The following is a 25,806-nucleotide window of genomic DNA, read 5'->3' as shown; positions in this document are numbered from 1 at the left end:
CGGACAGCGGGGGCAGCCCGTTCGGTGGGTCAGCGCAGCGCGCTCGCCGGTCGGGGAAAGGACTCGGTGCTCGCCCGGGGCATCGGTGCGGTCGCGCTGAGCCCGGCGAGCAGCCCGCCGAGGATGGCCGGGCCGTCCTGGGTGAGCACCGACTCGGCGTGGAACTGGATGGACGCGAAGTGCCCACCGCGCAAGGCGTGCACCTGGCCGGTCGCCGGGTCGCGGCTGATCTCGACCGCGCCGAAACCGGGGTGGTGCACCACGTCCTCGGCGCTGACGGCGGCGAAGGTGTTGTAGAACCCGACGCGGCGGGCGGTGCCGAACAGGTCGATCGGCAACTGGGTGCCCTGGTTGGGGACCTCCCTGCGCACCAGGTCCAGGCCCAGCCGCGCGCTGAGGACCTGGTGGCTCAAGCACACCGCGAAGAACGGCACCGCACCGGCGAGCAACGAGTCCACCGCCGCACGCAAGTGCGCGATCTTCGGGTGCCCGGCTTCACGCGGGTCGCCAGGGCCGGGGCCGAGCAGCACGAAGTCGTACCCGTCCTGGTCGTAGGGCTCGTCGAAGCGGCGGACCACGACCTGCAACCCCAGCGCCCGCAACTGGTGGGCCAGCATGGAGGTGAAGGTGTCCTCGGCGTCCACGATCAGGACCCGCCTGCCCGCCAACTCCGGGTCGGCTGCCCGGTGGACCCGGTCGGCCGAGAGCCAGAAGTCGGCGATGCCGTCGTTGCGGCCCGACAGCGCGGCGCGCACGTCGGGGTGCTCGGCGAACCCGCGCCGGTCCTCGGAACCGAGCGCGGCCAGCAATCCCGCCGCCTTCGCCCGCGTCTCCGCGACCTCCGCGATCGGGTCCGAGTGCCGGACCAGCGTCGCACCGACTCCGATGTGGACGGTACCGCGCGCGTCGATGTCCGCGGTGCGGATGAGGATCGACGAGTCGAGCACCCGCCCGCCCCGGTCGCGGCCGATGAGCGCGATCACCCCGCTGTAGTACCCGCGCGGGGTCGGCTCGTGGCGGCTGATCACCTTGCACGCGCTCTCCAGCGGGCTGCCGGTGACCGTCGGCGCGAACAGCGTCTCCCGCAGGATGTCGCGCGGGTCCCGGGTGGTCGTGCCCTCGATGAAGTACTCGGTGTGCGCGAGCCTGGCCATCTCCCGCAGGTACGGCCCGACCACGCGGCCGCCGTCGTCGCAGACCCGGCCCATCATCTTGAGTTCCTCGTCGAGCACCATGTAGAGCTCGTCGGATTCCTTGCGGTCGGCCAGGAACTCCATCACGCCGTCCAGCGCGGGGCCGCTTGGCGGGTACCGGTAGGTGCCGCTGATCGGGTTCATCACCGCGGTACCGCCCGAGACGCTGATGTGGCGCTCCGGGGTGGCGCCGACGAAGGCCCTGTCACCGGTGTGCACCACGAACGTCCAGTAAGCACCCGTCTCTTCGCGCAGCAACCGGCGGAACAGCGATAGCGCGGACGCCGGGGTGTAGCCGACGACCTCGGCGACGTAGGAGCGGCGGATGACGAAGTTCGCGCCCTCGCCGGTGCCGATCTCCTCGGCGAGCACCCGGCGGACGATCTCGGCGTAGGTCTCGTCGTCGGTGTCGAACCGGCCCCGGTCGAGCCGCAACGGGACGTCGGGCAACCGGGACAGCACGTCGTCGAGCGGGAGCGAGACCTGATCGGCGACCTCGAGCGCCAGCAGCGGCTCGTGGTCGTCGCGGTGGGCGTACCCGCGCTCGCGGATCTGCCGGTAGGGCACCACGGCGAGCACGTCGTGGGTGGGCAGCGCGACGGCCCCGTCCCGGAGCGGGAGGTCGGCCAGTTCCCGGAGTTCGGTGATCGCGCCTGCCAGGACGTCAACCCGGTCGCGGCCGGACTCGGTGCGGTGCAGGAGCGCGAACGGGACCTGGGGGTCGGCGAGGATCCGGTCGAGCAGGTCGGTCACAGTGCCACCTTCTCCCGGTTCTCGGCCTGGGCGAGCACGGCGGCCGTGGTGGCGACGACGGCGCACCGCTCGGCGGCGTAGTCGATGGCGAGTCGGTGGTAGCGCTCGGAGAAGTCGCCGATGGCGTCAGCGACCAAGAACGTGCGGATGTCGTTGGTATAGGCCTCGATCGCGGTCGCCAGGACACCGACGTGCGCGTACACACCGCACAGCACCAACTGGTCGCGGTTGTCCGCGCGCATCCGCGCCAACAGGTCGGACCGGAAGAAGGCGCTGTAGCGCCACTTCGTGAAGACCCAGTCGTCATCGCGGGGCGCGAGCTCGTCGACGACCTCCCGGTCGGCGGGGCTGGTACGCATCCCGGGTCCCCAGAAGTCCTTGAGCAGACCGCGTTCCTCGTCGGTCATCCGGCCGGGCTGGGCGGTGTAGGCAACTCGCGCGCCGCCCGCGGTGAGGGTCTCGCGCAGCCCGGCGATGTTGCCGACGATCCGGTCGCGCATGCCATGGGCGAAGGGGCGGACGAAGTAGCGCTGCATGTCGTGCACCAGCAGCACCGCCCGCGCCGGGTCCACCGCCCACGCCGCGGTGTTGGCGGGCAGGTCGTCCGCCGCGGGCAGCGGGTAGGGCTCGATGGGCGGGATGCCTGTCATTCGTGGTCCTCCGTCTGCGGGCTCGGCGGGTCAGGCGCTCCAGGCGGCCACGGCGGTGATCGCCTGGACCGGGTTGAGGCGCGGGTCGCAGAAGCTGGTGTACTTGTCGGCGACGTGATCGGCGTGCGCCGGGTCCGGCGCGCACTCGGTGACGTCGTCAGGGGTCGTCTCCAGGTGGAGACCACCCGCGACCCCGCCAGCACCGCGCACCGCGGCCTGGAACCGGGTGATCTCGGCGACGACGGTCTCGACGTAGCGGGTCTTGAGGCCCTCCGGGGTGCGCGCGGTGTTGCCGTGCATCGGGTCGCACAACCAGATCACCGGGTGCCCGGCGGTGCGCACAGCGGCGACGAGGGCGGGCAGCCGGTCGGCCACGAGGTCGGCGCCCATGCGGGAGATGAGGATGAGCCTGCCCGGTTCGCGGTGCGGGTCCAGCCGCTCGACGAGGGTGCGCAGCTCGTCGGTGGCCGTGGTGGGTCCGACCTTGCACGCCACCGGGTTGCTGACGCCCGCGAGCAGGTCGACGTGCGCGCCGTCGACCTGGCGGGTGCGTTCGCCGATCCAGGGCAGGTGCGTGGAGGACAGGTAGACCTCGCCCGCGCGGTCGGGGCGCAGCATGGGCTGCTCGTAGTCGAGCAGCAGCGCCTCGTGACTGGTCCAGACCGGCGGTTCGGCGAGGTGCCGGTCACCGCCGCCCCAGCCGAGCAGCCGGGTGGCCTCGTGGGCGGCGCGGTAGCCCAGCAGCAGCCGGGTGGGGTCGGGGACGCGGCCGTGCGGGTCAGGTTCGGGGGTGTTGACCATGTGGCCGCGGTAGACGGGCAGCTCGAGGTCACCGACCACCTCGACCGGGCTGGACCGGGGCTTGGCGAACTGGCCCGCGATCCGTCCTATTCGGACGACCGGCAACCTGGTGGCCATCTTGACCGTCCCGGCCAGCAGGTCGAGCAGACCGGCTTTGCGCGCCACGTAACCGGGTTCGCACTCGGCGAAGTCCTCGGCGCAGTCCCCGGCCTGCACGACGTGGGCCTCGCCCGCGGCGACGACGGCGAGCAGTTCGCGCAACCGGCGGACCTCGGCGGCGGTGACCAGGCCGGGCCTGCTCGCGAGTTCGGTTCTCACCCGCCGCACCAGCGCCTGGTCCGGCCACGGCGGTTGCTGCAGGGCGATCCTGGGCAGGGTGTCGGACACGGCGTTGTCCACTGGGACTCCAATCACGGGAGGAGCGGGGCACGACCGCCGTTCCCCCGGCGGCACCGCGCGGCGGAACACCACGTGGTCGACCACTCGATCGTGCGGGCGCGCCCGGCGTCGGGGCAACGAATCGGACATCGATCCGTCAAGTTCGGCGCACTCCATCAGGTCCGCCCGATCCCGGGAGCGCTCCCCGCGCGGTGGCGGGATCCCGCCGGTGCGGGCACCGGCCAGGGCAACCGGCTGGACCGAACGGGCGCGTGCGCCGAACACAGCCGACCGCGCCGGGGGCCTGGCCCGCGCCTGGTCAGCGCGGGCGGGGTGGCGTCAGCCCACCGCACAGCGACCGATGTTGGTGTTCAACAAACCTAGGCACGTCCTGGTTTCCCGGCCACGGTGGAGGCTGTCCGAGGTCCACCACCACGTTCAGGGGGAGTCCATGTCGTCAGCGGGTCACGTCGCCGAACGCACGGCCGTGGCGGATGAGTCGGTGCTCGACGAGCTGTGCGCGCCGCTGTTCGCCTCGCTGCCCCGGCACGACCAGCGGCGCAAGGGGGTGGAGTACCTGCACGGGCTCCTGCGCGCCACCGGGCGCAAGTCGATCCGCAACATCGCGCACGCCATCGGCGACCAGGCCACCGAGCAGTACCTGCACCACTTCATCAGCGACTCGACCTGGGAGGCGGTCCCGGTCCGCCGGGCACTGGCCGACTACGTCGCGCGGGTGGCGCGGCCGAGGGCGCTGGTGGTGCGACCACTGCTGATCCCCAAGGCGGGCAAGCACTCCGTCGGTGTCGACAAGCACTTCTCGCCCGATCTGGGGCAGACCCTCAACGCGCAACGAGCGATGGGCGTGTGGTCGGTAGGCGACGAGGTGGCGGTCCCGGTCGACTGGCGGCTGCACCTGTCGCGGGCGTGGGCCGCCGACGCGGGGCGGCGCGACCGGGCCGCGATCCCCGACTGCGTGCGCGCGGAAACCGAGCTGGAGTGCGGGATCGAGGCGTACCTGGGGGTTGCGGGGCAGGCGCGGTTGCCGGTCGTGCTCGACGCGCGGGTCGGTGACGTGCCCGCCGCGGTGACCCGATTACGCGGCGCGGGAGCCCCGCTGCTGGTGCGGGTGAGCGCGACACAGCCGTTGACAGCCGTGGACCCCGCGACCCGACTGGGCACCGAACCGTTGGCGGCGAGGCAGATCATGGCGGCGGTGCGCGAATCCCGCCGCCCCGTGGCGGGTCGCTGGCCGCTGCTGGCCGCGTCAACGCTGGTACGACTTCCTGGGGGACAAGACGAACTGGTGCTGCTCGGTTTCGGGTCCGCCGGACACCCGTGGCCCGAGCAACTGTGGTTGTCGGACCAGACCGGGGCGAGCGCGGCGGACCTGCTGCGGCTGAGCGAACTGCTCACCAGGGTCGACCACGACCTAGCCCGCTTCGCCGACCGAGCAGGCATGCGCGACTTCACCGGCCGTTCCTTCGCCGGTTGGCACCGGCACATGACACTCGCCTCCGCCGCCCACGCGGTCCTGGCGATGACCGAGGCGCTCGGCGCACCAGTTACCCTGCCCCACCAACGCCGCGGCAGCGCATGAGACGCGCAACCAGCGCCCCCGGGGCCAGACGACTGATCGACACACATAGCGCCAGGCGGTGACCGAGGCGCATCGCTCGACCAAACCCGGCGCCGCAGACGCCGCCGTCTCGGCACGATCCAGGTAGCTCCCGCGCGGTCCCGAGAGCAATGGCTGATCGGCGCACGCGGTGCAGGCGGTGACTAAGGCACCGGTTGACCCGCCCCTCCGGCGCGTGAGTCGCGCAGCCAACTCATCGCCGCGGACGCCGCCACCCCACGCCCAACCAAGTACGAACGCAGATCGGCGCACGCGGGCACCGTCCTGCCCGCGTGCGCCGATCGTCCGGGCTACCGCCTGTCGCGTGCTGAAGTGGCGGTAGCGCGGTGACCTCAGGTGCCGGTCTGCTGCCGGATCCAGCTCAGGTTGGCCGCGATCCCGGTGTAGAGGGTGGAGGTGGCGCACTCGCCGCCGTTGTCACCGGGCCCGTGGGTCTCCCCGACGAGGGTCCAGTTGCCGCGGGTGCCGACCACGGCGGGACCGCCGGAGTCGCCGTGGCAGGCGGAGTGGGTGCGGTCACCGGAGACGCAGACGTCGGTCGAGGTGCCGCCACCCGCGGCGCAGCGGCTGCTGGCCAGGATGGTCAGGTCGATCTCCTGCAGCGTGGTCGGCGTCGAGCAGGACGGCCAGCGCAGGCAGCCCCACCCGAGCAGGCGAACGGCGGACCCGGCGGCCGGGTTGGCGGTGGCCATCCTGACCGGGGCCTGCCGGGAGGCGGTGCTGGTGTGCATCAGGGTCAGGTCGGTACCGGGCTTGGTGACCCGCCGGTCGATGCGCAGCAGTTCACCACCGGAGTTCTTGTTGGTCGAGCCGACCCGGCCCTGCGTGGCGCTGCCGCAGTGGTTCGCGGTCACGATCCACTGCGGGGCGACGAGGCTGCCGCCGCAGCCGTTGCTCAGCGACACCATCCACGAGTAGGTCTCGGTCGCGTTGTGCCCGCCGATGATGGCGGGCGACTGCTCGGCGGCGTTGGAGGAACCGGTCCCGGCCAGGACCGAGAGCACCACGACACCGGCCCCGGCCAGGGCGGTGAGGAATCTGCGCATAAGAGACTTCCAATGCAGGGTTGGCGAATACATATGGCAGCTATCTGCGCGAAATCCAGGGGACTCGATTTCGCCAACCGAATATGCACCCGTTCGTGATGCGCCCGCAACCCCGGCAATACCAGAACATGGGATGATTTTTCCCAGTTAGCCAGACATGCCACCAAACCTATCGCCCCGCTCTATGGCCAGATATATCCGATTTGCCGCACACCGTCCGAAAGTGGGGATACGGACAAAGGCGCCCGAACTCCCCCGGTACCGGGCGCGTCGGGTTCACACGCCAGGTCGCGGCGCGGCAGCACCCCGGTGACCAGGAACCGGTGCGCCTCGGTGACCGCGCACGACGGCGTGCTCGGGTCGTAGGCGCCGTGGTTGCCGGTGTTCACCGTGACCATGCGCGCGCGTCCGCCCAGTGCCGCGCGCATTCCCAGCGCGCCCGCGTAAGGGGTCGCTGGATCACGCCTGGTTTGCAGCAGCAGGATGTTCGCAGGCCCTCGGTCGGAGACGCGCACCGGGGGTTCCACGGGTGCGGACCAGAAAGCGCACGGCCAGATGTTGGCGCCCATCCCGCCGAGGATCGGGAACTTCGCCCGATTGGCCAGGACCTCCCTCTGGTACACGCCCGGATCCCGCGGCCAGTTGGCGTCGCCGCAGGTGACCGCGAGCAGAACCGCGGTGCTGTTGTCCCTCGGTATCCCGGGCACGTTCGGCGGTTCACCCCACCCCGGGGGCGGGCCGTCACCGGTGAGGAAGTGCCACCACGCGCCGAGTTCGGGGAAGTAGAGCGTGTGGTAGGAGTACGCGCGGTGGATGGCCCGGAACAGGTTCCCGTTGACCGGCCCCGCCTCCGGGTGCGTCACCGGTCGCCGGTCGAGTTCGCCCGCCAGGGCGAGGAACCTCGCCCGCACCTCGGCCTCGGTGGTCCCGAAACCGCCCTGCCGCACCGCCCACGCGGCGAAATCGCGGAACCGCGCTTCGGCGCCGCTGTCCCACAAGGACCACTGCCGGTGCCACACCCGGTTCGGGTCCACATTGGAGTCGAGGACGATCCGATCCGTGCGCTCGGGGAACAAGGACGCGTACACCGCGCCGAGGTAGCTGCCGTAAGAACCGCTGGAGTAGGAGATCTTCCGCTCCCCCAGGGCGATCCGGATGCGATCCATGTCCCGAGCCGTGTTCGCCGTCGTCACCTGCCGCACCACGTCGCCGGTCAGGCAATCCGCCGCCAGTTCTCCGGCGAACCGAACATTGCCCGCGATCGACCCGTCCGGCGCCGGGAAGGGCAGCACCCATTCATTGGGCAATTCCTCCGGCGACCGCCCACAGGTGATCGGCGTGCTGTAGCCCACCCCTCTCGGATCGAACCCGATGAGGTCGTACCGCTGCAAGACCTCCGTCGAATACGCCAACGCGTACCGGCTCGGCAAGAACAAACTGGGCTCCCCCGGCCCACCGCCATTGTGCAGCAGCACCCCCCGCCGCAACCCCGGTTTGGCCGACGCCAACCGCGAGATCGTCAGCTTGATCTTCTTCCCCCCTGGCGCCCGGTAGTCCAGCGGCACCTCCAGTTCCGCGCACCGCAGCCGAGGCCCCGGCCCCGGATCCGGTGGGCACTCCCCCCACACCACCCCCGGCCGCCCGACCTCCGCCGCCGCGGGCACCACCCCGACCCCGCCCACGGCCAACACCACCGCGCCCAACGCCACCCAGACCCGTTTCATGATCCGACCCTAGGAGCGTGGCTGGTGTGCCGTCTACGATTGATTTCCCTTTGCTGTCAAGCAATTCCGCCCGTCAGCGGACGGCCAGGGCAGCCGCAGGGGTAAGAGGAAGCACGGGGAACAGGGTGGCCTGGTAAGCGTGATACGTATCAGGCTTCCCCGCCCACACCCCCGCCGACGGGCTGCCATCGGGAGCCAGTTCGTGCCGCCAGCCGCCGATGGGGTCGATGTGGCGCTTGCGGGCGTACTCCCAGAAGGTGGCGTACCAGTCGGCGTAGGGGTCTTCGCCGGTGCGGGTGTGGAGGGCGGAGGCGGCCATGACGGCTTCGGCGATTACCCAGTGCATCCGCTCGCGGACTACGGGTAGGTCGTCCCAGTCGAGGGTGTAGACGAAGCCCAGGTAGCCGTCCACGCCCCAGCCGCGGCGGACTGAGGAGTCGAAGAGGGCGCGGGCGTCGGGCAGCAGCCATGAGGGGGCTTCCTCGCCTAGGGCGGCCTCCAGGTGCAGCAATAGGCGAGCCCATTCGAGCCAATGGCCGATGGTGGAGCCGAAGGGGCGGAAGGGGTGCCTTGGGTTGGAGTGGTTGTAGTTGAGGTCGGGACGCCAGTCTTCGGTGAAGTGCTCGGGGATGCGCCAACCGTGCGCTGCCGCGGTGACGTGCACGATCCGTTCGGCTAGGCCTAGAGCACGCTCGTGCCACCTCTTATCGCCGGTGACGTCGCCTGCCGCCAGGAACGCCTCGACGAAATGCATCGTGCTGTTGGCTCCGCGGTACGCCTCTGTCGTCGACCACGTGCGGTCCCAACTCTCGAACGGTAGGCCTATCTCGCCGTCCCAGAACCGCGTCTCGATTACCTCTAGAGCCTCCGTGAGCAACTCTTGCGCCCCCGGCCGCCCAGCGGCGTAGGCACTACAAGCCGCGAGTAGGACGAAGGAGTGCTCGTAGGCGGCCTTGGTCGTGTCGGCCACCGACGAGTACCAGCCTCCGTGCTCATCGTCGTGCAGGCGTCCCTTGAGCGCAGCGATGCCATGGTCAGCCAGGGCCGCCGCGGCCGGGTCACCCAGGCCGTCCTCCAGCGAGAAGACGTGCGTCATGCGCGCGGTGATCCACGTGGCCACGGGCTGCTCGGCGACCCGCCCACCCTCCGCGTCCAACCAACCGAAGCCCCCCGCAGGGTCAGCGGCCTTGGCGGCGAAGGTGACGAGGGCGCGCCGCTGGGCCGCGAGCCAGGTGGGATCGGTCACAGGCACGTCCTCACACTCGGGGGATGTCCGCCCATTCTGTCGTGGATCCCGGCACATCGAAGCCCCTAGTCCAGGTCACACGAACACGGCCAGGCAGAATGGTGCGCCAAAGGTCGGCCAGGCGAGCTGAAGGAGCATGTGGTGGGACAGGGTGAGCTGCGGGGCGTCGTCGCGTTGGACGGCCCGTCTGGCACCGGCAAGTCCACCGTCGCCCGCGGGCTGGCCACGGCTCTCGGCGCCGCCTACCTCGACACCGGCGCCATGTACCGGGCGGTGACGCTGGCGGTGCTGCGCGCGGGCGTCGACCAGGAGGACGGCGCCGCCGTGCTGCGCTGCGCGGAGACCGCCGACCTGCGCATCGGCACCGACCCGGGTTCGGCCGACGTGCGGCTGGGCGACGAGGACGTGTCGGCCGAGATCCGCGGCCCCGAGGTGACCCGCGCCGTGTCGGCCGTCTCGGCGGTGCCGAAGGTGCGGGAGCTGCTGGTGGCGACCCAGCGCCGAATCATCAGCGAGGCCAAGGGGCGGTTGGGCGGCATCGTGGTCGAGGGCCGCGACATCGGCACCGTGGTGGTCCCCGACGCCGGGCTCAAGGTCTACCTGACCGCCTCGGCCGACGCCCGCGCCGCGCGCCGCACCGCCCAGGACGGCGCGGCAGGCCGCAGCTCCACTGTGGACGCCACCCTGGCCGACGTGCAGCGCCGCGACCTGCTGGACTCCACCCGGGCGGCGTCCCCGCTGCGCCCCGCGGTCGACGCGGTCGAGGTCGACACGACCGACCTGGACGTCGACGGCGTGCTGGAGCGGCTGCTGTCGATGGTCGGCGAGCGGGGCCTGCGCGACGTGGCGGCGACCCGGTGACCCACCTGCCCGCCGGGGCCAAGCCCTGGCTGCACGACCTGTGCCGACTGATCGGCAAGGTCGTCTTCCGCCCCGCGCTGCGGCTGCGCGTCGACGGCCTGGCCAGGGTCCCGCGCACCGGCCCGGTGGTGCTGGTCGCCAACCACAGCTCGATGCTGGAGCCACAGCTGATCTTCGGAATGCTGCCGCGGCGGTCGGTGTTCCTGGTCAAGGACGAACTGTTCCGCGGCGCCGCGGGCTGGGGCCTGCGCGCTATAGGCCAGATCCCGGTGCGCCGGGGCGAGGTCGACCGGACCCCTCTTACGGTCGCGGTCGGCATCCTCCGCGAAGGCGGGCTGGTCGGGATCTTCCCGGAAGGCACCCGCGGCGCTGGCGACGTCGCCGCCGCCGAGCAGGGCGCGGCGTGGCTGGTCCGGACGACCGGCGCGGTGGTGCTGCCGATCGCCACCCGGGGTACCCGCAGGCCAGAGGGGGGTGGACGGCGGTTCAGGCCCCCGGTGGACGTACTGGTGGGCGCGCCGTTCACGCTCGCGGTGGGCAAAGGACGTGCCGGGCTCGCCTCGGCCACCGAAGAGATCCGGGTCCGCTTGGCGGACCTGGTCCGAGAACTCGATGTTGCACGGAAGACGGGGTCATGACTGAGCTTGATGGGACCTACGAGGACGCCCTGGACGGGACCTGGTCCGACGAGTCCGAATGGGCCGAGGTCGACTCCCTGGCCGAGGGCGACGCGGACCCGGCGGTGGCGCAGCCGGTGCTGGCCGTGGTCGGCAGGCCCAACGTGGGCAAGTCGACCCTGGTGAACCGCATCCTGGGCCGCCGCGAGGCCGTGGTGCAGGACATCCCGGGGGTCACCCGGGACCGGGTCGCCTACGACGCGCTGTGGAACGGGCGCCGGTTCACCGTGCTCGACACGGGTGGCTGGGAGCCCGGCCTGGACGGCCTGCCGCGCGCCATCGCGGCCCAGGCCGAGTACGCGATGGCGAACTCGGACGCGGTGGTCGTGGTGGTCGACGCGACCGTTGGCGCTACCTCGACGGACGAGGCTGTCGCCAAGGTCCTGCGGCGGTCTAAGAGCCCTGTGATCCTGGTCGCGAACAAGGTCGACGACGAGCGCCTCTTGGCCGACACCGCGTCTCTATGGTCGCTGGGCCTGGGTGAGCCGTTCCCGGTCAGCGCACTACACGGGCGCAACTCCGGTGACCTGCTCGACGCGATCCTCGCGGCCCTGCCCGAGACCCCGCGCGAGAACTTCGGCGTCCGGGGCGGCCCCCGCCGCGTGGCGCTGGTGGGCAAGCCGAACGTGGGCAAGTCCAGCCTGCTGAACCGCCTCACCGGCGAGAACCGCGCGGTGGTCGACTCCGTGGCGGGCACCACAGTCGACCCGGTCGACTCCCTGGTGGAGCTGGACGACCAGATTTGGCGCTTTGTCGACACCGCGGGGCTGCGTAAGAGGGTCAACTTCGCCAGCGGCACCGAGTACTACGCCTCGCTGCGCACCAAGGCGGCGATCGAGTCGGCCGAGGTCGCCATCGTGCTACTCGACGCGTCCGAACCCATCGCCGAGCAGGACCTGCGGGTGCTGTCGATGGTGGTGGAGACGGGCCGGGCGTGCGTGCTGGCGTTCAACAAGTGGGACCTGGTCGACGAGGACCGCCGCCACCAGCTCGACCGCGAGCTCGACCGCGGCCTGGTCCGGGTCCCCTGGGCCGACAAGATCAACGTCTCCGCGCTGACCGGCCGTTCGGTCCGCAAGCTGGCCCCCGCCCTGCGGACCGCCCTGGACTCGTGGGACCAGCGGATCTCCACCGGTCACCTCAACTCCTGGCTCTCCGACCTCATCGCGGCCACCCCGCCGCCGGTGCGCGGCGGCAAGCAGCCCAAGGTCCTCTTCGCGACCCAGGCCCAGACCCGCCCGCCGACGTTCGTCCTGTTCACCAGCGGATTCCTCGAGGCGGGCTACCGCAGGTTCATCGAGCGCAAGCTGCGCGAGCAGTTCGGCTTCACCGGCAGCCCGGTCAGGATCTCGGTGCGGGTCCGCGAGAAGAAGGCCCGGAAGTCCTGAACCAGTAAACGGCCCGACCAAGGCTGACCACGAAGAACAACCCGGTCGTCGGCGCCCCACCCCACAACGCCACAGTCGCGAGCACGTCGGCACCCCTGAGATCCTCAGGGGTGTCTTCGCGTTCAGGGTCCACCAACAGATCCACCACCCCCGTATGGCGACTGTCCACCGCGTAGGCCCCCGGATACCCCCCAGGACACGCGACGACGTGCCTATAGAGCGTGTAGTCCCCATCCCCCGTCGAAACGATCTCGCCATCGTCCACGGACAACACCTCGCACCGCAGCACCTGAGCATCAGCCATAGACATCCACGCCGACAGCCCCAGCACACAGTCGAACATCAGCGCGAAGACCAGCAAGAACGCCGAGATCCACCCCAACCCAGCCACACTCTCCACGTCCTGGGGGTCAGCCACGAACATCGTGAAAACCCCATAGACCGACATCGCCCCCAAGACGATCGTCACCAGGACCACCAGCACCAAGAGCCCCACGTGTCCTGCCTCCGCCACCACCACCCCCAACCCCCCGGCAGCGAAGGTCAACAAGGGCAGCACCAGCCCCACCACCAGAACCCTCAACACCCCCACATAGTCGCCGACCCCCCGCGATCACCCCCACCCCCGACCCCCCGAAACCCCACCCCCACCCCGTGCGCTAAGCTTCCCCAGCACCCGCGAAGAGCGGATGCGGCCGGGCTGTGGCGCAGTTTGGTAGCGCACTTGACTGGGGGTCAAGGGGTCGCAGGTTCAAATCCTGTCAGCCCGACGGTCGACTAGAGGGTCTCTGAGCTGGGGTTATGCGGCTCAGAGACCCTCTGTCGTTGATCATCTTTGGGGACCGTTTGGGACCCACTTGGGACACTTGGCTGGCGATCAGGCGCAAAAGTGTGTGCCGGAGGCCAGACCTGCCTGCGATGATGGCCAGCGACATGACCATCGACCGCAGCACACGCGCATTGGACTCGCTTTACGGGCTCACTCTCGGGGACGCACTGGGATCCCAGTTCTTCGTCCCCTCCAACCGCACCGCACTCGAAGGGCGCCAGCCCCCGCCTGCCCCTTGGCAGTGGACCGACGACGCTGAGATGGCGTGTTCGGTTTTCGCTGTTCTGCAGGGGCATGGGCACATTGACCAGGACGCGCTGGCCGCAGGCTTCGCCGTCCACCATGACTTCGATCGTGGGTACGGGCCTGCGATGAACCGGCTGTTGCGGCAGATCCGTCAAGGGGGCGACTGGCGGGAGCTGTCTCGGGACCTGTTCGACGGTCAAGGGTCCTGGGGTAATGGTGCCGCTATGCGCGTGGCGCCGATTGGGGCATGGTTCGCCGATGATCTCGATGAGGCCGCTCGGCAAGCGGCGTTGTCCGCTGAGGTCACCCACACTCACCCAGAGGCTGTTGCGGGCGCGATCGCCGTTGCTGTCGCTGCGGCGCTCGCTGCCAATCGTGAACCGCTCGCACCGCGCGACTTCCTCGACACTGTCTTACAACTGACGCCGCCAGGACGTGTGCAGCACGGCATGTGGGCCGCTCGCGGCCTCGCCCACGTCCCCTCCGCTGAGATTGCCATGCGTCAGCTCGGCAACGGTCGCCACACCAGTGCCTGGGACACCGTCCCCTACGCGCTCTGGGCCGCCGCTCGCAACCTTGGCGACTACGAACAGGCCATCTGGACCACTGCCAGCACCGGCGGTGATGTCGACACCACTTGCGCCATCGTCGGTGGTGTCGTCGCGGCGCACCTCGGCCGGGCCGGGCTCCCCACAGCCTGGCGTGCCGCCTGCGAACCACTACCCGACTGGGCGCTTTGCTGACGGGTTCTCAGTCGGAGCCGTCGCCGTAGAGGTTGCGCATTTCCTCGTATTCGCTGACGCGGTTGCGCATGTAGCAGGCAGCGTCGGATGAGGTCGTCGCCGTCCGGGTTACCGAGGGCGGGGACGATGAGGTCGTAACGGAGGTGTCGGACGACCTCCCCCTCTGAGATCACGCCCAAGAACTTGTTGTGCTCGATCGCCCAGTCGAGGTCCTTCTTGGCTTCCTCGGCCACGAACGGGCGCGCCTCGGGGATCAGCATCCACACCAGATCACACAGCGGGGTCAGGCTCCAGTCCATCCGCATGGTGTCCGGCCGCCGGTCGTCATTGGACTCGGTCAACACCGCTCCCCCCGCCTTCACATCCCGCGTAGCCTGCCACGTTGGTCTCGGCGAGGGCGGCGCGGAGGGCGGTGGCGTGTTCGCGGTGGCGGTGGGCGGCGCGGGCGTCTCCGGTTTGTTGGGTGATTGTGGCGATTTCGTCGAGGGTTTCCAGTTGGCGGTGGGGTTGGCCTAGGTGGGTGAAGAGGGTTAGGGCTTGTTGCAACCGGGTTTGGGCTTCGGGGAGGTCGCCTTGGGAGTGGGCTATGGATCCCCAGGTGCGCAGGACTGTCGCTTCGCCCATGGTGGCGGTGGCGGCCTGGAACAACGCCAGGGCTTGCGCGCAGTGCCGCAGGGCGAGGTCTGGGGATCCGAGGGCGGCGAGGTTTTCGGCGGAGCGCCACATCAGGTAGCCGTGGACGGTGGCGTCTACCGGGGTGTTCTCGCTGGTGGGGCGGGAGAAGTAGTCGATGCAGGCGGCCAGTTCTACGGCGGCTGCCCGGTGGTCGCCGGACTGGTGTAGGCGGGTGCCGCGGTGCATGCGGGCTATGTGCAGGTCCAAGGGGTTGCCCGCGCGGGCGAACAGGGCGATCGCCTCGTCCAGCAGGGTGGTGTGGTCGGCTTCGGGATCGGAGTTGATCAAGTACACGCGCGCCCAGGCCTGTTCTCGTGGATCTCCGGCCGCTTCGGCGGCGGCGCGGGCCGACCTGGCCAGTTCGGCGGCCTCCGCGGGGCGGTCGAAGAGGGTGAACTCGGTCCAGGACAGGAAGTTGCGCAGCGCGGCCTCGGCGAGCCGGTCGTCTAAGGCCAAGGCCGAGGCGAGGCCCAGGCCGAACACCTCGTGCCAGGTGGCTGCGGTACCGCCGATCTCGGAGTACCAGTGCATCACGCGCGCCAACGCGATCACCTCGCGGTGCCCGCCACGCGCGGCGGTGCGGCGCAGCGCCGGGAGCCAGTTGGTCCGCTCGACCTCCAGCCACCGGCCTGCGGCGACGTGGTCCGGCAGGTCGGGGCAGGCGACCTCCGGTGCGCCGGACGGGCGGAAGTGGCCGCCCGCGGCGCCGGTCGCGGTCCGCACCAGCCACGCGGTGAGCCGGTCCTCGGCCTCCCGCGCGGCTTCTGGCACCTCGTCGCGCACCAGGCACTCGGCGGCGAAGACGCGCAGCAGGTCGTGGAACTGGTAGCGGCCCTGTTCCGGCGACGGCTGCAGCAGGCTCGCGTCGGTCAACTCCTCCAGCAGGTCGTCTGCCTCGTCCGACCCGGTGAGCGCGACGACCGCGCCCGCCGCGAAATCGGCGCCGGGAACCAGCGACAGCCTGCGGAAAGCCTGAGCCGCCCGCTCGCGCAACTGCCGGTAGGACATGTCGAACACGCCGCGCAAGCGCAGGTCCCCGGCGGTCAGCGCGGTCAGCCTGCCGCCGCGGTCGCGCAGTTGGTCGACGAGGCGGTCGATCGGCCACCGCGGTCGGCTGGCCAAGCGGTTGCCCGCGATGCGCAGCGCCAGCGGCAGCCTGCCGCACAGCTCGACCAGCTCGGCCGACGCCTGGGGTTCGGCAACTACCCTGGGCGGGCCGACGATCGAGGTGACCAGTCGCACGGCAGCGTCGGGGCTGAGCACGTCGAGGGCGGTGCGGCGCACGCCCGCCAGGCCGACCAGCATCTGCCTGCTGGTCACCAGGGTCAGGCACCGGCTCCCGCCGAGCAGCAGCGGGCGGACCTGCGCCTCGTCGGCGGCGTCGTCGAGCACGATCAGCACCCGGCGGTCCCGCAGCAGGAATCGGCACAGGTTGGTGCGCTGCTCGACCTCGGCGGGCACCTGGACACCGTCGACACCCAGCGACCGCAGCACGACGTGCAGCAGGTCGGCCGGGGTGCCCGGCACCTCGGCCATCCCGCGCAGCTTGAGGAAGATCCGGCCGTCGGGGAACAGCCTGCCGAGCGCGTGGGCGGCGTTGGTGGCCATCGCCGTCTTGCCCGTACCGGGCGGACCGCTCAGCACCAGGACCTCCCCGGCCCGACCACCCGCCGCGGCCACCTCCGCCAACTCCCGCACACCGGCCAGCTCCGCTGCGCGCCCGGTGAGGTCCGCTACCTCCGGGGGCAGCACACCGACCACCGCCGGGCTGAACACCGACGCGGTCGCGGTGGCGGGCGCTGCCAGCTCCGCTCTCGGCCGGGCAGCCTTCGCTGTTGCCAGCAGGCCACCCAGTTCGACCTCGGAGAGCTGCAACGGGCCTGCCAGCGCCGCGATCGTGCGCCGCTGCGGGCTCTTGGCGACACCGCGCTCGATGTCGCTGATCGCCCGGACGCTGATCCCCGCCTGCTCGGCCAGCTCCTCCTGCGTCAGCCGCGCGCGTTCCCGGCGCTTCCGCACCAGTGCGCCGAGGTCCTCGGGATGCGGGTCTTGCGGAGCCTTCACCACGCGCCCAATGAACCACGGGCGTGCCCTGGCCTCAAGGGGCTCGGCCGCGCACTACTGCCGGTCCGGTCCGTTCCCGCCGGTCGTTCCGCGTGGTGCTCGCGCGGCGGGTGATGTACTGGCCGAGCGGCGACATCGAGCCGGGGGCCGCCACGATTGATCTAGACCTTGCTGCCCGAGGGTGTCCAGATGGCAGGCGGGGCGGGAAGGTTGTGCTGGGAGGGTGACCTCGACCGCCATCGCGGTGGACAAGTCCAGCGGGGCTGACGGCGTGAGCTGCACGTCGAAGCTGGCCGAACTAACACCCCTGCGTGGATTCCGCGTCCGGCAGCGGATCGGGTCCCTCTTCGCGCTCCAGTTGTTCTCGTGCGAACAGCTGGATGAGGTCGTGGTGGGTGTAGCGGCCGGGGGTCTCGGCGGCGTCGATCAGGCCTGCGTCGGCCAGTTCTTCCAATGCGGCTTCCGCGGCCGCAGGTGGCAACCCGGAGGTCGCGGCGGCCTGCTCCACGGACGTCTCGCGGCCCGCGACCAGTGCCAGTCCGCGGAACACCCGTGCCACGTCGGGGGGCAGGTGCCGGTAGGACAGCTCGAATGCCGTGCGTACGCGCAGGTCGCCCGCTGCCAGTACGGAAAGCCTGCAGCGCTGGCCTTCGAGTTGCCCGCACAGGTGCTCGATCGTCCACCGGCCGCGGCTGGTCAGCCGGTTACCCGCGATGACCAGCGCCAACGGGATGCCACCGCACAGCCGCGCCACTCGGGCCGCGGCCGCGGGTTCGGCCAGCACCCGATGCGCGCCCGCGACCACCGCCAGCAGCTTGACGGAAGACTCGGTGGACAGCACCCCCAGCACCAACCGGTGCCGCACCGCCAACCCGGCCAGTGTGCCGCGGCTGGTCACCAGCACCATCGTTCCCGGGCCGCCCGCGAGCAGCGGCCGCACCTGCGCCTCCGACGCGGCGTTGTCCAGGACGAGCAGCCGCGGGCGTTCGCGGACCACCGACCGGTACAGGGCCAGCCGGTCCTCGTCGTCGTCGGGGATCTCGTTGACGCCGAACGCGGCCAGCAGTTGGTGCGCCGCTGCCGCGGGGGTGAGCGGGTCTGTGCTCATGCCGCGCAGGTCGAGGAAGTGGCAGCCGCCCTCGAAGTTGTGTACCAGCCGGTGTCCGGCTTCCACGGCCAAGGCGGTCTTCCCCACACCGGGAAGTCCGTGCACCAGCACGGTCCCCGGCCTGGCGGTGGCTTGGGCCTCGAGTTCGCGCAGTTCGCTGTCGCGGCCGGTGACCTCGACCACGACCGGCGGCAACGCGCACATCCCGGCGTGCGCAGCGATGTCCCCGGCCACCGACGGTTGGTCCCCGCCCGCGAACCCGAGGAACTCGCTTTCGCGCTCTCCGGCCAGTTCCAGGCCGCTCGCCAGCAGTCGCGCGGTCCTGCGCTGCGGCCTGCGCGCGCGGCCGTTCTCCACCTCGCGGATCGCCCGCACGCTGACCCCGGTGCGCTCGGCCAACTCCTCCTGCGTCAACCGCACCCGCAACCGGTGGAACCGCAGCAAATCCCCGAACGCAGCACTCGCCATGCGATGGGCCCCCTCCCGGCACCGTGGCCTGGAGTCTCCCACGGTGGGCGAACCGGTGACGGGGAAACCGTTGTAGTGCAGGAGAACCGGTGCTCCGGTTCCTGCCGGTCGTTCTTCGTGTCCCCCGGCGTGATCGCGTGCTGCACTTGATCCGGGGGCCGCACGCGAAGTGCGGATGGCCTCTCCGATGGGGGAAACGTGCGGGTCCGACCGCACCACACCGTGGAGGAATGTTGATGAGGAAGAGAATCACGGCCGCTGTCGCCGTGGTGGGGGTGGCGCTGGCGACCGTGCCCGCGGCCGGAACACCCGCAGCCGTGGCCGGACCGGCGCCGGTGATCGTCCACGTCGTCGCGCACCAGGACGACGACATCCTGTTCATGAACCCCGACCTGCACAACTCGATCCGGGTCGGGCGACCGGTCAAGACCATCTTCGTCACCGCGGGCGAGAACACCCACGGCCCCGGCGACGTCGGCCCGCTGCCCGACCGCGACACCTGCAAGGCGGGCCACGACCTGGTCCGGGAGGAGTACGCCTACTGCAGGCAGCGGGGCGCGATGGCCGGGTACGCGCTGATGGCGGGCCGCGCCGACGTGTGGGACCACGGCACCGTGTCGGTCGACACCGGCGACGGTCCGGTCACCGTCGACGAGTACACCCTGCGCGGCAGGCCCGACCTGGCTCTGGTGTTCCTCAACCTGCCGGAGAACGCCGACGGCCACCCCGACGTCGCCCCGCAGGGCGAGGGCAGCCTGGTCCACCTGTGGGAGCGCACCGGCACCGCGAACACCGTGCTGACCTGGGGCACCCACGCGCCGCGCTACACCTACGACCACGACCGGCTGGTCGACGTGCTGCGCGGCCTGTTCGACCACTACCGCCCGACGGTCATCCGGGCCCAGGACCCGGAGCCCGACCTCAGGTACGCCGAGGACCACGCCGACCACATCCGCACCGCCCGCTTCGCCGACGAGGCGGCCAGGGAGCACACGGACGGGACGGGCAGCGCGGCGGTCGACCTGGTCAACTACCGCGACTACAACATCTCAGACGGGCAGCAGAACCTGACCGGGCTCGCCGACCGGCCCGACGGCGGCCGCGACCAGAAAGCGGCCACCTACTTCGCCTACGACGGCTGGGACCTCTACACCTCCGACACCAGCTCGACCTACCTGGGCTGGACCAAGCGCATGTACCACCGGTACCCGACCGGCACCACCTGGGTCGGGGCGAACGCGGACGGCAGGTTGGAGGCGTTCGCCGTGCTCAGCGGTCGCCTGGTCACCTGGTACCAGCGCGCCGACGGCGAGTTCGGCCGGGGGCAGGTGCTGACCACCCCGTGGCCGCTGGTGCCCGGCTTGACCGTCGGCCGCAACGCCGACGGCAGGCTCCAGGTGTTCGCCCGCCGCGCCGACACCCGCGAGATCGTCACCACCTGGCAGGTGCGGGTCAACGACGTGTTCTCCAGCCAGTGGGCGTCGCTGGGCAACCCGAACTCCGGGTCGAACAACGAGGCCCAGGTCGGTGCCCCGGTCGCGGTGCTGGGCCCGGACGGGCTGCTGCGCGTGGCGGTGAAGAACGGTGGCGGCGGGGTCAGCCTGATCACCCAGCGGGTGGCCAACGGCACGTGGCCCACCACCTGGGCCGACCTCGGCGGTGGGCCGGGCGTGCAGGACCCGGTCGCGCTCGGGGTCGACCGGACCAACGGCGTCAACGTGTTCGCGTACTCCATCGACAACGGGGTCGGCGGCATCCGGCACTGGCGCGCCGCACCGGGCCAGGGCTACACCGCGCAGCCGAAGCTGGCCGGGTTCGAGCCCGCCGGTCCGCCCACGGTGGTGCACAACAAGGACGGCAGGCTCGACGTGTTCTACCGGCTGGCCACCAACTCCAGCAACGACTACGCGGGCCTGGTCGGCCACACGTGGCAGCGCTCCGACGAGTCGTTCAGCCCGCGCGGCGAGCAGATCGGCGGCCACGGGGGCGTGGGCGCCGTGGCCGCCAGCGACGCGCCCGGTCCGTGGGCGGGTTCCGCGGCGGTCACCGACTCGCGCATCCTGGTCTTCACCGGGAACGCGGGAACCGGCCAGAGCACGACCAGGCAGACCGGCCCGAACGCGGGCTACGCCACCTCGTGGTCCGATGTCGGCTCGGTGCACGTCGACCAGCCCGCCGCGGCCGTCGACCGCGACGGCTGCGTGTTCTCCTTCGCCCTGACCGACGCGGGGTACCTGGTGGTGCGCAACCAAACCCGGTGCAGCGGTGGTTCGCCGCTGAGCCGCTACCGGGAGGTCCAAGGTCCCTGAACGATCCGCGCGCCTGACGACCGGGTGATCCCGGCGTCCTGAAGCGGGCGCCCCGCACCCCGGCTGTCCCGACGGGGTGCGGGGCGCCCTTGGGCGTCACGCGGGGTGCACGAGGCGGGTCTCGTAGGCGAAGATCACGGCCTGGATCCGGTCGCGGAGGTCGAGTTTGTGCAGGATCCGGCCCAGGTGGGACTTCACCGTCGCCTCGGCCAGGCGCAGGGTGGTGGCGATCTCGGCGTTGGACAGGCCCGAAGCCACTTGGACGAGCACCTGCCGTTCCCGGGCGCTGAGCGCGCTCAGCCGCTCGTCGCGGGCGGTGGTGGTGGCGTCGGGGATGTGGGGGCGGAGCTTCTCCAAGAGGCGGTGGGTGACGCGCGGGGAGACCACCGCGTCGCCCTCGGCGACGGTGCGGATCGCGGTGAGCAGGTCCTCGGGTCGGGCGTTCTTCAGCAGGAAACCCGAGGCTCCGGCCTTGAGGCCCGCGAAGGCGTACTCGTCCAGGTCGAAGGTGGTGAGGATCAGCACCTTGGTCCGCGGGCAGGTCCGGATGATCTGCCGGGTCGCCTCGATCCCGTCGGTTCCGGGCATGCGGACGTCCATCAGCACCACGTCGGGGCGCAGCTCGGTGGTGAGGCGGACGGCGGTGGCGCCGTCCTCGGCTTCGGCGATGGGGGTCAGGTCCGGTTGGGCCTCGAGGATCATGCTGAACGCCATGCGCAGCAGGGCCTCGTCGTCGGCGATCAGGACGCGGATCGTCATGCCGCACCGCCGAGGACGAGACGGGTGCGCACTCCCCAGCCGCCGCCGGGGAGCGGTCCGGCGAGCAGGGTCGCACCGTAGCCCGCCGAACGCTCGCGCATGCCGGTGATGCCGTGGCCCGCGGAAGTGAGCTGGGACGCGGGCGGGCCGGTGTCGGTGACGTCGACCGTGACGGTCTCGGCGGCGCACTCGATCCGGACGGTCGCGCGTGTGCCTGGGGGCGTGTGCTTGAAGGTGTTGGTCAAGGCTTCCTGCACCAGGCGGTAGACGGTCAGTTGCGCGGTCGCGGGTATGTGCGCGTGGCTCCCGTCGATGTCGAGGCCGGTGGGCAGCCCTGCGGCGCACATCTGGCCCGCGAGGGACTCGAGTTGTGCGATACCGGGCAGCGGGTGACGCGCCGCGTCCGGTTCGTCGGTACGCAGGATGCCGAGTGAGCGCCGCATGTCGGTCAGCGCTTGCCTGCCGGTTTCGGCGACCTGCAGCATCGCGGTGGTGGCTCTGTCCGGCGACCTCGGCTGCGCGAGGACGGCGGCGTCGGTGAGCGCGACCATGACGGACAGGTTGTGGGTGACGATGTCGTGCATCTCCCTGGTGATCCGGGCCCGTTCCTCGGCGACGGCCCGTTCGCCCAGGGCTTCCAGGTAGGCGCGCGTGGTCCGGTCGTTCACGCCGAGGACGGCCGCGGCGACGACCATCGCGGTGAGCGCGGCGAGCGGGGTCAGGAAGGCGCCGTCGGTCGCCCAGCGCAGGCAGGCGACGACAGCCCCGATCTCCACGACGGTGACGGCGACGAGCGTGACGCGCCTGCTCGAGTTCGCGGCGACCGTGTAGAGGGCAACCAGCAGCGCGACGTCTGCGGGCAGTTGAATGTCCACAAGCAACTGGACGAAAGCCGCAGTCGATATGGCGGCGAACACCGCGAGCGGGGCCCTGCGCCGCCACACCAAGGGCAGTGCGAGTGCGGCGGTCAGCCCTGCGGCCACCGGCCACTCCGCGGGTGGCCACATGGTCAGGACGTTCACCAGGAGGAGCGCGGCCAGCAGCCAGTCCCACACCGCCTTCGGCAGCCGGGACGCCCAGTGCCGCTCGGTCATCACATGGCGATGGTAGGTCGACGGCGCGTCCGCGCACATGAGCCCGCCGTCTGACGGAGGCGGGTCGGATTGCGACCACGGTAGGAGTCCCGGTACCTCCCGTGGTCGTAGTGCAGCCGCCGAATCCGGGGGTCCGATTGCCACTGGAGGCGGCACGGTGGTCGCGTCCGGGGAGCGATGTGACCGCATGTGCCCGGTGCCGAACATTGCCTGGTGACCGAGACAATCACGGGGCTGAACATGTCCCCACTGGAAATCCTGACCTTGCTCAGTGCCGTTGTGCTGGTGGTGGCGCGCTGGCTGCCCGCCGCTGCTCGCCCACGCGTCACCATCGCGGCTGGGGCGGTGTTCCTGCTGTCCACGATCTTGCTTCTCGTGACGGGGTTCCGCTGGCAGATGCTGCCGGTGCTGGCGGGCGCGATTGTCGCGGCGCCGTTCGCGTTCTTGCCCCTGGTGCGGGGCCGTGCGCGGCGGGCCCGTTGGTGGCTGGCGCTGCCGGGATCGGTGGCCTGCGCCTGCCTGATCGTCGTGGGTCCGGTGGCTGCGTGGGCCCTCCCCGTTCCCGTTTTCCCCGAGCTCACCGGTGACCACGCGGTCGGCACCCGGGTGCTGCAGTGGACCGACCAGGACCGCCCGGAGACCTTCACCGAGGACCCGCAGGACCGGCGGACGGTCGTGGTCCAGCTCTGGTACCCGGCGCGGAACGGCTCGTCGGGGCCGCGGGCCCAGTACCTCGGACGCACCGAGGACGAGGCACGGACCGTCTCCGAGGCGCTCGCGGGCGGCGTCGGCCTGCCGGGGTTCCTGTTCGACGGTGTGCCGCGCGCCCGCACCCACGCGATCGTCGACGCCCCGGCGGCGGACGGGCGGTACCCGGTCGTGCTGTTCTCGCCGGGGTCGAGCGGGGTGCGGACCCAGAACACCGCGTGGGCGGAGGAACTCGCCAGCCACGGCTACGTCGTCGCCGCGCTCGACCACCCGTACGACTCCGCCGCCGTCGTCCTCGCCGACGGCCGGACCATCACCACCGCGACCGCCTCCACCGGCGACCGCGACCAGGACGACCGACTGGCCGACGACTGGACCGCCATCCGCGCCGCCGACCTCAGCTTCGCGCTGACCAGGCTGGAGGGCCTCGACCCGCTGGAAGGCCACCTGGACACCAGCCGGGTCGCCGCGACCGGCCACTCCATGGGCGGCGCCGCCGCACTACAGGCGGCCAGGAAAGACCCCCGCATCGACGCCGTCATCGACCTCGACGGCTACCCCCGAGGTTCGCTGACACCCGAACTCAGCCAGCCGACACTCGCCCTCACCCAGGCCATCACCCCGGACACCGACCCGCGCTACCTGCCCCAACTCACCGAGGTCCTCACCCACGGGTCCGCGACCAACTACCGCCTCACCATCCCGGGCGCGGCACACCTCACCTTCATGGACGGGCCGCTGTACCTGCCACCGGTGCCCTCGATCGTCGGCTCTCTGGGCCGCGTCGAAAGCGCACGGGTTGTCGCAGGGGCCTCTCTCGCGTTCCTGGATTCGGCTCTGCGCGGCGGATCCGGGGACCTCGCAGGCACCCTGTCGCGCTACGGTGAGCTGACCGTGTTCCACGCTGAAGGACGATGATCCCTTGGACCTCGGCCCAGTGCCGCAACGTATCCCCGTCGACGTGGGGCAGGTCGAGCGACTTGTCGCCGACCAGTTCCCGCGGTGGGCTTCGCTGCCGATCACACCGGTGGCGAGGGGCGGTTGGGACAACCGGACCTTCCGACTCGGTGACACGATGGTGCTCCGGCTGCCCAGTGCGCGGGAGTACGCCCTGGCCGTCGACAAGGAGCACCAGTGGCTGCCGGTGTTGGCCCAGTCGCTGCCCCTGCCGATTCCGGTGCCGCTCGCGAAGGGCGAACCGGGGGTGGGTTACCCGTTCTCGTGGTCGGTGTACGAGTGGATCGAGGGCGAGGCCGCGAGCTTCGGGGCCGTTGACCAGATCGGCCTCGCGGATGAGCTAGCCGAGTTTCTCATTGCATTGCAGCGCATCGACGCCTCCGCGGGGCCGCAACCGGGAATCCACAACTGGTTTCGGGGCGGGACACTTCGCACCTACGACACGGTGTTGCGTGGCGCGCTCGACGACCTCCGCGGGCTCGTCGACGACGAGTTGGTGTTGGAGATCTGGGAACACGCGGTGAACTCCCGCTGGGACGGCACCGACCTCTGGTTCCACGGCGACCTGGCAGAAGCCAACCTCCTGCTCAACAACGGCCAACTCCACGCCGTCATCGACTTCGGCACCTGCGGCGTCGGGGATCCCGCGTGCGACCTGGCGATCGCGTGGACACTGCTGACAACCTCGAGCCGCGACATCTTCCGGGAGCGGCTAGGAGTCGACGATGAGCTGTGGTCCCGCGGTCGCGGCTGGGCACTGTGGAAGACACTGGTTTCTTACGCCAACAACACGGACGCGGCGGGCCCACGTCGGGTGCTCGATGAGATCTTGACGAGGGAGTGAAAGGAGTCGACCACGGCTCAGATCTACCCCTACGGCGGCGGGAGGGTCTTGGCGTGGGCGTTCCAGTAGGCCGCGCTGTCGCTCGTCTGCCGCAGGACCGCGTCCGGGGCAGGTGGAGCGGGCCAGAACTGCAGCAGGTACCGGTCGAACCTCGGCTCGTCGTCGAACCGGCTGTCCTGATCACTCGCGGCATCCATGCCGGTCGCGCAGTACCGCACCCGGTAGTCGACCTCGGCCAAGGCCAGCGGCCAACTCGCCTCCCCGGCCCACTGCACGAGCCGCACCGACCCGGTCTCAGGCCGGAAGGAGACCTCGACGACCTCCTCCCACTCGTCGGCGAGCGGCACTGGGCGGTCGTGGAGCTCGACGGTGAGCCTGACCTCGCCGGTGTGCAAACCGGTGACGAGGAACAGGGAACCGGGCACAGCGGCGCCGCACAGACCGTTGACCTGCCCGGCGCGCACCTCCCCATCGATGTTGAGCTCCGGCTGGCTCAACACGGAGAACTGCCCGTAGTGCACGTACACGTCATCCTCGAACAGCACCGTCACGAGCCCAGTCTGCCGGCCAGGTCTGACACTCCGTACCCGCAGTGGTGCGACAGCGTCCAGCAGCTATCTTGACTCTGAGTCCAGGGAGTTGGTGG

At 70.9% G+C, this 25,806-nt stretch carries 20 protein-coding genes and 1 tRNA gene; 9 read left to right on the top strand and 12 right to left on the bottom strand.

Annotated features, from left to right (window positions below):
• Positions 1-29: 29 nt before the first annotated feature.
• The 3 genes from JOD54_RS17625 to JOD54_RS17615 are packed head-to-tail and all read right to left on the bottom strand — an operon-like array spanning position 30 to position 3,796.
• Complete coding sequence (locus JOD54_RS17625) at positions 30-1,946, bottom strand: anthranilate synthase family protein (protein WP_204451578.1); 1,917 nt, start codon at positions 1,944-1,946, stop codon at positions 30-32.
• Positions 1,943-2,596, bottom strand: a complete 654-nt coding sequence (locus tag JOD54_RS17620) for an isochorismatase family protein (RefSeq protein ID WP_204451577.1) — start codon at positions 2,594-2,596, stop codon at positions 1,943-1,945. The genes JOD54_RS17625 and JOD54_RS17620 overlap by 4 nt, the downstream gene beginning before the upstream one ends.
• A gap of 30 nt (positions 2,597-2,626) precedes the next feature.
• Positions 2,627-3,796 (bottom strand): 3-deoxy-7-phosphoheptulonate synthase, encoded by a 1,170-nt coding sequence (locus tag JOD54_RS17615; RefSeq protein ID WP_307860142.1) that lies wholly within the window; start codon positions 3,794-3,796, stop codon positions 2,627-2,629.
• A 430-nt stretch (positions 3,797-4,226) separates the two neighbouring features.
• On the opposite strand from JOD54_RS17615, the gene JOD54_RS17610 reads away from it, so the two are divergent.
• On the top strand, positions 4,227-5,375 hold the full coding sequence (locus JOD54_RS17610; RefSeq protein WP_239573410.1) for an IS701 family transposase: 1,149 nt from the start codon (positions 4,227-4,229) through the stop codon (positions 5,373-5,375).
• Between the two features lie 371 nt (positions 5,376-5,746).
• On the opposite strand, the gene JOD54_RS17605 is transcribed toward JOD54_RS17610, so the two are convergent.
• The 3 genes from JOD54_RS17605 to JOD54_RS17595 form a co-directional block, all read right to left on the bottom strand.
• A complete protein-coding gene (locus JOD54_RS17605) occupies positions 5,747-6,460 on the bottom strand; it encodes a S1 family peptidase (protein WP_204451575.1) in 714 nt (237 codons plus the stop codon).
• A 182-nt stretch (positions 6,461-6,642) separates the two neighbouring features.
• Positions 6,643-8,184, bottom strand: coding sequence for an alpha/beta hydrolase (locus JOD54_RS17600; protein WP_204451574.1), 1,542 nt, complete (start codon positions 8,182-8,184; stop codon positions 6,643-6,645).
• A gap of 73 nt (positions 8,185-8,257) precedes the next feature.
• Complete coding sequence (locus tag JOD54_RS17595; protein ID WP_307860141.1) at positions 8,258-9,430, bottom strand: AGE family epimerase/isomerase; 1,173 nt, start codon at positions 9,428-9,430, stop codon at positions 8,258-8,260.
• Positions 9,431-9,571: 141 nt separating this feature from the next.
• Here JOD54_RS17595 and cmk point away from each other — a divergent pair, with 141 nt between their 5' ends.
• The 3 genes from cmk to der are packed head-to-tail and all read left to right on the top strand — an operon-like array spanning position 9,572 to position 12,356.
• Entirely contained in the window at positions 9,572-10,291 is a 720-nt protein-coding gene (gene cmk, locus JOD54_RS17590; RefSeq protein ID WP_204451572.1) for a (d)CMP kinase, read from the top strand.
• Positions 10,288-10,929, top strand: coding sequence for a lysophospholipid acyltransferase family protein (locus tag JOD54_RS17585; RefSeq protein ID WP_204451571.1), 642 nt, complete (start codon positions 10,288-10,290; stop codon positions 10,927-10,929). The genes cmk and JOD54_RS17585 overlap by 4 nt, the downstream gene beginning before the upstream one ends.
• Complete coding sequence (der, locus tag JOD54_RS17580; protein WP_204451570.1) at positions 10,926-12,356, top strand: ribosome biogenesis GTPase Der; 1,431 nt, start codon at positions 10,926-10,928, stop codon at positions 12,354-12,356. Before JOD54_RS17585 ends, der begins: the two co-directional genes overlap by 4 nt.
• Here the strand turns inward: der and JOD54_RS17575 are convergent.
• On the bottom strand, positions 12,310-12,942 hold the full coding sequence (locus JOD54_RS17575; protein ID WP_204451569.1) for a hypothetical protein: 633 nt from the start codon (positions 12,940-12,942) through the stop codon (positions 12,310-12,312). The genes der and JOD54_RS17575 overlap by 47 nt on opposite strands.
• Before the next feature lie 110 nt (positions 12,943-13,052).
• Between JOD54_RS17575 and JOD54_RS17570 the strand changes: the two genes are divergently transcribed.
• Positions 13,053-13,126 (top strand) — tRNA-Pro (locus tag JOD54_RS17570).
• Between the two features lie 163 nt (positions 13,127-13,289).
• Positions 13,290-14,174, top strand: coding sequence for an ADP-ribosylglycohydrolase family protein (locus JOD54_RS17565; RefSeq protein ID WP_204451568.1), 885 nt, complete (start codon positions 13,290-13,292; stop codon positions 14,172-14,174).
• Between the two features lie 324 nt (positions 14,175-14,498).
• On the opposite strand, the gene JOD54_RS17560 is transcribed toward JOD54_RS17565, so the two are convergent.
• Positions 14,499-16,916, bottom strand: a complete 2,418-nt coding sequence (locus tag JOD54_RS17560; protein ID WP_204451567.1) for an ATP-binding protein — start codon at positions 16,914-16,916, stop codon at positions 14,499-14,501.
• 295 nt (positions 16,917-17,211) lie between these two features.
• Positions 17,212-18,489: a helix-turn-helix domain-containing protein gene (locus tag JOD54_RS17555; RefSeq protein WP_204451566.1), complete on the bottom strand. Its 1,278-nt coding sequence runs from the start codon at positions 18,487-18,489 to the stop codon at positions 17,212-17,214.
• 236 nt (positions 18,490-18,725) lie between these two features.
• On the opposite strand from JOD54_RS17555, the gene JOD54_RS17550 reads away from it, so the two are divergent.
• Entirely contained in the window at positions 18,726-20,798 is a 2,073-nt protein-coding gene (locus JOD54_RS17550) for a DUF8189 domain-containing protein (protein ID WP_204451565.1), read from the top strand.
• Positions 20,799-20,894: 96 nt separating this feature from the next.
• Here JOD54_RS17550 and JOD54_RS17545 read toward each other — a convergent pair whose 3' ends face one another.
• Together JOD54_RS17545 and JOD54_RS17540 are read right to left on the bottom strand one after the other, a co-directional pair.
• On the bottom strand, positions 20,895-21,557 hold the full coding sequence (locus JOD54_RS17545) for a response regulator transcription factor (RefSeq protein WP_204451564.1): 663 nt from the start codon (positions 21,555-21,557) through the stop codon (positions 20,895-20,897).
• On the bottom strand, positions 21,554-22,651 hold the full coding sequence (locus JOD54_RS17540; protein ID WP_204451563.1) for a sensor histidine kinase: 1,098 nt from the start codon (positions 22,649-22,651) through the stop codon (positions 21,554-21,556). Before JOD54_RS17540 ends, JOD54_RS17545 begins: the two co-directional genes overlap by 4 nt.
• A 213-nt stretch (positions 22,652-22,864) precedes the next feature.
• On the opposite strand from JOD54_RS17540, the gene JOD54_RS17535 reads away from it, so the two are divergent.
• The gene (locus tag JOD54_RS17535; protein ID WP_307860140.1) at positions 22,865-24,277 is read left to right on the top strand and encodes an alpha/beta hydrolase family protein; all 1,413 of its coding nucleotides are present in this window, start codon (positions 22,865-22,867) and stop codon (positions 24,275-24,277) included.
• Positions 24,278-24,296: 19 nt separating this feature from the next.
• The gene (locus JOD54_RS17530; RefSeq protein ID WP_204451562.1) at positions 24,297-25,160 is read left to right on the top strand and encodes an aminoglycoside phosphotransferase family protein; all 864 of its coding nucleotides are present in this window, start codon (positions 24,297-24,299) and stop codon (positions 25,158-25,160) included.
• Positions 25,161-25,189: 29 nt separating this feature from the next.
• Here the strand turns inward: JOD54_RS17530 and JOD54_RS17525 are convergent, their stop codons facing one another.
• Positions 25,190-25,711, bottom strand: a complete 522-nt coding sequence (locus JOD54_RS17525) for a hypothetical protein (protein WP_204451561.1) — start codon at positions 25,709-25,711, stop codon at positions 25,190-25,192.
• Positions 25,712-25,806: the final 95 nt, after the last annotated feature.

This window comes from Actinokineospora baliensis, from assembly GCF_016907695.1.
Classification (GTDB): domain Bacteria; phylum Actinomycetota; class Actinomycetes; order Mycobacteriales; family Pseudonocardiaceae; genus Actinokineospora; species Actinokineospora baliensis.
Note: the sequence above shows the minus strand (reverse complement) of the source record. Positions and strands in the feature narration are given on the sequence as shown.